We start from the raw sequence: 5929 nt of genomic DNA, 5'->3' as shown, positions 1-5929 counted from the left end.
GACGGCCTTCTGCATGGCGGCCACGCCCTCCGGGGAGAGGCCCTTCGTCGCCTTTTCCCACGCCGACAGATCGCCCTTCAGTTTCTCGACCTGGCGTTCCTTCTGACCGACAGCCCGCGCCTGATCGCGCTCTCGGCGCTGCACCGCCGCCAGCTCCTGCCCCTTCACGAACCCGCCGATCATCTTGTCGTGGACGGTGCGGGCGACGCGGGTGGCGAATTCCTCGTCCGTTTCCTTCCCGACGACGCCGCGCTTCTCCCGCTCCTTCGGCACCTCGATCTTGGCCGCGAGCGGAGCCTCGTTCACCCTGGCGTAGTATTCCCGGATGGTCTGGTGCTTGGCGTTCGACCCTTTGACGCCGCGCTCCAGGCTGAACTCCCGACCGACCGCCTGGGCGAAGTCGGTCTGCATCTCGGAGAGCATCTGCGGCCCGCCGATGAAGGCCGTGCTTCGCAGCCGGCCCTCCTTCATCGGGCAGACGTAGGCGACCATGTGCGGGGTGGTCTCGTCGCGGTGGACGTGGGTGCTGATGACGTTCTCGGCCCCATGCCGCTCGACCAGCCAGGCGCGCGCCTTCTCGAAGTAGGCGGCGCCGTCGTCCTGTTGGCCGAACTCGGGCGAGAAGGTGATCAGATATTCGAGGGCGAGGACCGCATCCGACCGGCGCTTCTCGGGCAGGATCTCCTTGAACGCCGCCTGGATCTCGGCGGGCGTCTGGGGGCCGTGGTTCTCGTTCAGGTGCAGCCGCGCCGGGTCCGCGTTCGGAGTGTCGCGGGTGCGGAAGGTGTGGCTCAGCGACCCACCGATCTGGCCGAAGTTCTTGAGTTTGGCGACGCGGAGGATGGCGTAGGACATAGGCTAGCGTAGCGATTTCAGGAACAGAAATATACTCACTATACTTTGCGTGCCGCAAAGGTGAGCCCCTACGGGGAAAGGCGGCCCTTTGGGGCCGTCAGGGGCGCGGCCCCCGAACCCCTAAGGCGCCGGCCACTGACGGGCGGCGTGCAGCACGCGGAGAATGCGAACCTGATCGTCGGCCATGTCATAGACCAGGACGTAATTTCGGTGCGCCACCAGCTCGCGTGTTCCAGGGACGCGCCCTATCCGGCCAAGGCCGGGATTATCGGCGAGGCGAGCGGCTTTCTCGGAAATCAGCTCGTCCAACGCCAGGGCGGCGGTTGGATTGTCCGCCGCGATGTATTCGCGAATGTCTTTCCGGTCGATGCTCGCAGGCCGGGTCCAGACCAGCTTCACGAGTGCGACGCCAACCGTTGCCGCGTCGCCTCGCGCCACGCCGCCGCCTCGGCCTCGACCTCTTCGGCCGAGATCAGATCACCGGCGTTGGCGGCGTCGATACCGACCTGCACCTGGCGACGGAACCAGGCGTCATGCTCGGCGGCTTCCTGCTGCTGGCGCACGTAGTCCCGCATGAAGCCGCGCAGCACCTGGGCGGCGTTCCGATCACTGGACTTAGCCGCCGTCGTGAACTCGCTTTTCAGGCCCTCATCGACCCGGAAGGTGAAGGTGGCTTCGTTCATGGGAACGCCTCATGTGTTGCAAGGGGAGTGCATTGTAACACGTAGCGGTTCGCTCAAGCGAATTGGCCGACAGGGCGTCGGCTTTCAGGCTTGAAGATAACGTCGCTCGCTGATTCATAATCAGTGAACTCCGATTGTGCGTAAGTCCGTCGCCCCCTCGTTTTAGGTCCATTAAATGAAATCCTTGATCCGCCCTAAACGCCTGACTGTCCGTCGTACGGATGACATTGTTCGAGCCCTAAGCCGTTCTCTTGCTATTATTGAGTTCGATGTCAGCGGTAATATTCTTTCAGCTAATGACAATTTCTGCTCAGTTATTGGGTTCAAGAGGGATGAAATTGTAGGAAAGCATCATAGTCTTTTTGTTAATCCTGATTATTCAGAAAGTTCAGACTACAAAGATTTCTGGAGTAAGCTTGGACGTGGCGAGTTTCACGCCGGGGAATTCAAAAGAATCGGTGCCTGTGGGCGCGAAATATGGATTCAGGCGACCTACAACCCGGTTCTCAACAAACGTGGAAAGGTGATTGGGACCATTAAGGTGGCCACCGACATCACCGAAACCAAGCTGCGAAACGCCGAGTTCGAAGGCAAGGTCAACGCTATATCCCGGGCTCAGGCCGTGATCGAATTCACGCCGAAGGGCGAGGTAATCACCGCGAACGATGCCTTCTTGAAGACCCTCGGATACGGGTTGGATGAGATTTGCGGCAAGCACCACAGACTGTTCGTTGAACCGTCCTATGCTCAGGGCGCGGAGTACCTGGACTTTTGGCGCAGGCTCAATGCTGGCGAATTCATCGCCAGTGAGTTCAAGCGCTTCGGAAAGAATGGCCGAGAGGTCTGGATCAACGCTTCCTATAACCCGATCTTCGACCTCAACGGCCGAGTGGTGAAGATCGTCAAGTTCGCCACTGATGTGACACCGAGGGTGAGGGCGGTCCAGTCAATCAGCGACGGCCTGGACAAGCTGGCCAGCAACAACCTCGAGCACCGGATTAGCGAGACGCTAGGGGACGAGTTCGAGGGCCTGCGCGTCAATTTCAACACCTCGCTCGAGCGCCTGCGGGACACGATTGAGGGCGTCGTTCACGGCGCCCAGGCTATCGACGCGGGTGTAGGGGAGATCGCGACCGCAGCCGATAACTTGTCGCGCCGGACCGAGCATCAGGCAGCCAGTCTGGAGGAGACGGCGGCGGCGCTCGATGAGATTACCGCCGCCGTTCAAAGCAGCGCCGAAGGGGTCAGAAGCGGCGCGGCAGCAGCTAATACGGCTAAGGAGCAAGCCATTAGATCCGGCGATGTAATGCATGACGCCGTCCGCGCCATGGGCGACATCGAGCAAAGCTCCGGGCAGATATCCCGGATCATTGGCGTCATCGATGAGATCGCTTTTCAGACCAATCTCTTGGCGCTGAATGCCGGTGTCGAAGCGGCCCGGGCCGGAGATGCGGGCAAGGGGTTTGCGGTCGTAGCTTCGGAGGTCCGCGCTTTGGCCCAGCGTTCGGCAGAAGCCGCCAAGGAAATTAAGGCTCTGATTGTCGCTAGCTCCGAGCAAGTCGGGCGCGGCGTAGCCCTTGTCGACCAAACTGGGCAGGCCCTTAAGGACATCGTCGAACGAGTGAGCGAGATCGATGTCCTGATCGGTGACATCGCCCGATCGTCACAAGAACAGGCCTCAGGGTTGGCTCAGGTGAACGTGGCGATTAACCAGATGGATCAGGCGACACAGCAGAACGCCGCGATGGTCGAAGAAACGACTGCTGCGACTGTCAGCCTTCGCAGTGAGGCTGCCCAATTGGCCGAGTTCGTGGGGGGCTTCCGTATCGGTCGGCGGCCAGCAATTGTGACCTCGTCGATATCTCCAGGAACGCGCCAAAACGTAGTTGCTCTGACCGATTTCGGGACGTTTGGACAAAGAGGCTCCGACGTCGCCTGACGGGAGCCCGCTTATCCTCCCCTGAGCAAGGGTGATGTCTCCTTCCCACCCTTAGCGGACCGCCGTGGTGTCCGCTTAACGGCGGAATAGGCCCCAGAAGCCCCGTCTCTCAGCGGGCGCAGCCAGCAATAGACGTTCGGCTTGATTTCGCCATGCATCGCGCTCCTCTTTGAGTTCACTGATGCGCTCGCGGAGCATGGCGTTCTCCCGCGTCATGTCGGGGGTTTCAGGGGCTGTTTCATGGGGGGTTACGGATCGTCTCGCCGCAACCGTTCCGGCCTGTTTCACGGACGGGTAGGCGCGAAACAGCTCGGCCGGGTCGATCACATAGCTGCCGTCGTCTTTTTTGGCCGCCGACAGTTTTCCAGCCTTTATGGCGCGGTGGATCGTGGCCTTGGAGACACCTGCTTGACGGGCCGCCTCTCCCATACTGAACATCATATCCCCTCCCGTTTCATGGGGTTGCGGATCGTCTCACCGTAACCGTTTCATGCGTCTCACCTGTTTCATTAGCGCCTCTCTTGGGCGTGGGCCTACTCCTTCTTCCATCCTCGACAGAACCCGATGAATGTCTGTTCGATGTTGGGGCTGGCGAGCGGGATCAACTTGCCCTCGGCCCAAGTGCGGAACCGGGCGGCGACGTGATCCAGATCGGGCGTCGGCTGGGGGAGGTGGTCGCGGGCGACCGGCTCCCAGCGCCCGTATCGGATCGTGCCTGTCTTCGGGAACGACAGGATGACCGAAGCGTCATCGTCTTCTTCCTCGACCACGGCCTCGGCCGTGCCGTCCCGCCGCGCCTTCCGGCCGACCCGAGACGCCTCTAGTTCACGGGCCACTTCCGTCCGACCTTTGGCACCGTGGATGGCCCAGGTCAGACGAACGGCTGTGACCGAACGGCCCCGCTTCACCGGCTCGTAGGCGACGTGGAAACCGGAGAGCTGGTTCACCTCGGCAACGGCACGGTCGAGGACATACCGTTTGATGTCCTGCCAGCGCACCAGCTTGCCGGGCGGGACGCCCATGCGGGATCGCAGATCGTCCAGGGTGAACGTCTCGGTCGATTTGGACGACAGGCCCGCTCGAATGGCGACTACTTCGTAGAGCCGCAGGGAATATCGGCTCTCGAACGCCATGACCGCCCGGCGCGACAGGGCCGCCCAGTGGTTCGACCTGGCTAGGACCAGGCGCAGGACCGGCGACAACTGGAACCGGACCTCGGACCCGTCGCCATCGTCCAGATCGCGCTCCACGTCCGACAGCAGCGGGCCGATCTTTTCAGCTCGACCTCGCTTGGTGTCGATCTCCATGCGGACCGTCGTGCCGAACAGTTCGCGGCACGTCTCCACAAACTCCTCCCGCGAGACGTGGAAGCTGTTCAGGCGCTCGATCGGGATGCTGTGGGCCTTGTCGTCGCAGGCGTCAGGCCCCGCCGCATCGACTAACAGGTGCAGCAGCTTCGACGCTCGCAGGGTGAGCGTCTTGGCCCCGTCCCTGAACTTGAGGTCCAGCACCTCCCCAGGCGCGATCAGATCGTCAGGACGGGTGGTGCGGTCGGTGATGACTTGAATCGTTTTCCCCATAGAGGGAGTAGAAGGGGGTGCCGCTCCCTTTTGCAACTCCCTAATCCCCGCAATCGCTCCCTTTTCGCCCGCAATCGCTCCCTTTTCGCCCGCAATCGCTCCCTTTTCGGCCGGTAATTTATTGATTACCAAGGTAAATTTTTCCCTGAACCTTAGAACCTTCTTGAACCTAAAGGGAGGGATCACGGGAAAAGGGAGCGATTGCGGGAAGTCCAGGCAGAGGCCCGGCCGTCGCCTGACGGCGAGATCATGGGCGCTATCGGCGGCCCTGACGGGCCGCGAGCGCCCTGTCGTGCCAACCGGCCCCGTCGAGCCCGAAGGAGTCGTTGCAGGGCTTGGCGAGGACTAGGGGGCGGAAAGGGGGCTGGAACGGCCCTGAGGGCGCTCTATGGCTCTTTCCGGGGCCGAGTCAGCCGGGTCAGGATCGCGCCGCCGACGACGACCGTCAGGGCCGCGACCCCGATTTCCAGGGCGAAGTTCAGGAATAGTTGGTCAGCTGGGTGCATGGGCGGATTCTGACCCGTCCGGTGAGCGGTGGGAAGCCCTACCGCCCTCGGCCCAGATCAGGCCCGCGGGATCGCTCAGAGGCCCGCTCGATGAGCTCGGCGTTCTGCCCCTTCACCTTGACCAGATCGCCCGCCTTGACCCCTTCCAGGCGCAGGACGGCGGCCCCGTTGGGGGCGTCAATGGTCTGGTTCAGATAGGTGGCCCGGTCGCGGACCTCGAAACGGTCCTGGTCGATCCACCGGACGAAGTGACCGACGACGTTCTGCGCGGCCCGTTTGGCGAGCGCGAGCGTCTCTCTGGTCTTCGTCGCGACGGCCTTCTGCATGGCGGCCACGCCCTCCGGGGAGAGGCCCTTCGTCGCCTTT

At 62.3% G+C, this 5929-nt stretch carries 7 protein-coding genes; 1 reads left to right on the top strand and 6 read right to left on the bottom strand.

What is annotated here, in order from left to right; translation table 11 throughout:
- From mobV to RTY13_RS17635, 3 genes are all read right to left on the bottom strand, one after another.
- Positions 1–855 (bottom strand): MobV family relaxase (gene mobV, locus RTY13_RS17645; RefSeq protein WP_312785439.1); only part of this gene is annotated, 855 nt, incomplete at its 3' end.
- 120 nt (positions 856–975) lie between these two features.
- Complete coding sequence (locus RTY13_RS17640; protein WP_409450331.1) at positions 976–1293, bottom strand: type II toxin-antitoxin system RelE/ParE family toxin; 318 nt, start codon at positions 1291–1293, stop codon at positions 976–978.
- The gene (locus tag RTY13_RS17635) at positions 1251–1538 is read right to left on the bottom strand and encodes a hypothetical protein (protein ID WP_312785438.1); all 288 of its coding nucleotides are present in this window, start codon (positions 1536–1538) and stop codon (positions 1251–1253) included. Before RTY13_RS17635 ends, RTY13_RS17640 begins: the two co-directional genes overlap by 43 nt.
- A gap of 175 nt (positions 1539–1713) precedes the next feature.
- On the opposite strand from RTY13_RS17635, the gene RTY13_RS17630 reads away from it, so the two are divergent.
- A complete protein-coding gene (locus RTY13_RS17630) occupies positions 1714–3477 on the top strand; it encodes a methyl-accepting chemotaxis protein (protein ID WP_312785437.1) in 1764 nt (587 codons plus the stop codon).
- A 75-nt stretch (positions 3478–3552) separates the two neighbouring features.
- Here RTY13_RS17630 and RTY13_RS17625 read toward each other — a convergent pair whose 3' ends face one another.
- The 3 genes from RTY13_RS17625 to RTY13_RS17615 form a co-directional block, all read right to left on the bottom strand.
- Positions 3553–3918 carry a helix-turn-helix domain-containing protein gene (locus tag RTY13_RS17625; RefSeq protein WP_312785436.1) on the bottom strand — a complete coding sequence of 122 codons (366 nt, stop codon included), beginning with the start codon at positions 3916–3918 and terminating at the stop codon, positions 3553–3555.
- Positions 3919–4010: 92 nt separating this feature from the next.
- The gene (locus RTY13_RS17620) at positions 4011–5189 is read right to left on the bottom strand and encodes a replication initiation protein (protein WP_312785435.1); all 1179 of its coding nucleotides are present in this window, start codon (positions 5187–5189) and stop codon (positions 4011–4013) included.
- A gap of 412 nt (positions 5190–5601) precedes the next feature.
- Positions 5602–5929: hypothetical protein (locus RTY13_RS17615; protein ID WP_312785434.1), on the bottom strand; the 328-nt coding region annotated here is incomplete at its 5' end.

The organism is Brevundimonas sp. (assembly GCF_032055285.1).
Taxonomy (GTDB): Bacteria; Pseudomonadota; Alphaproteobacteria; order Caulobacterales; family Caulobacteraceae; genus Brevundimonas.
This window is presented reverse-complemented; position numbering and strand designations above follow the sequence as displayed.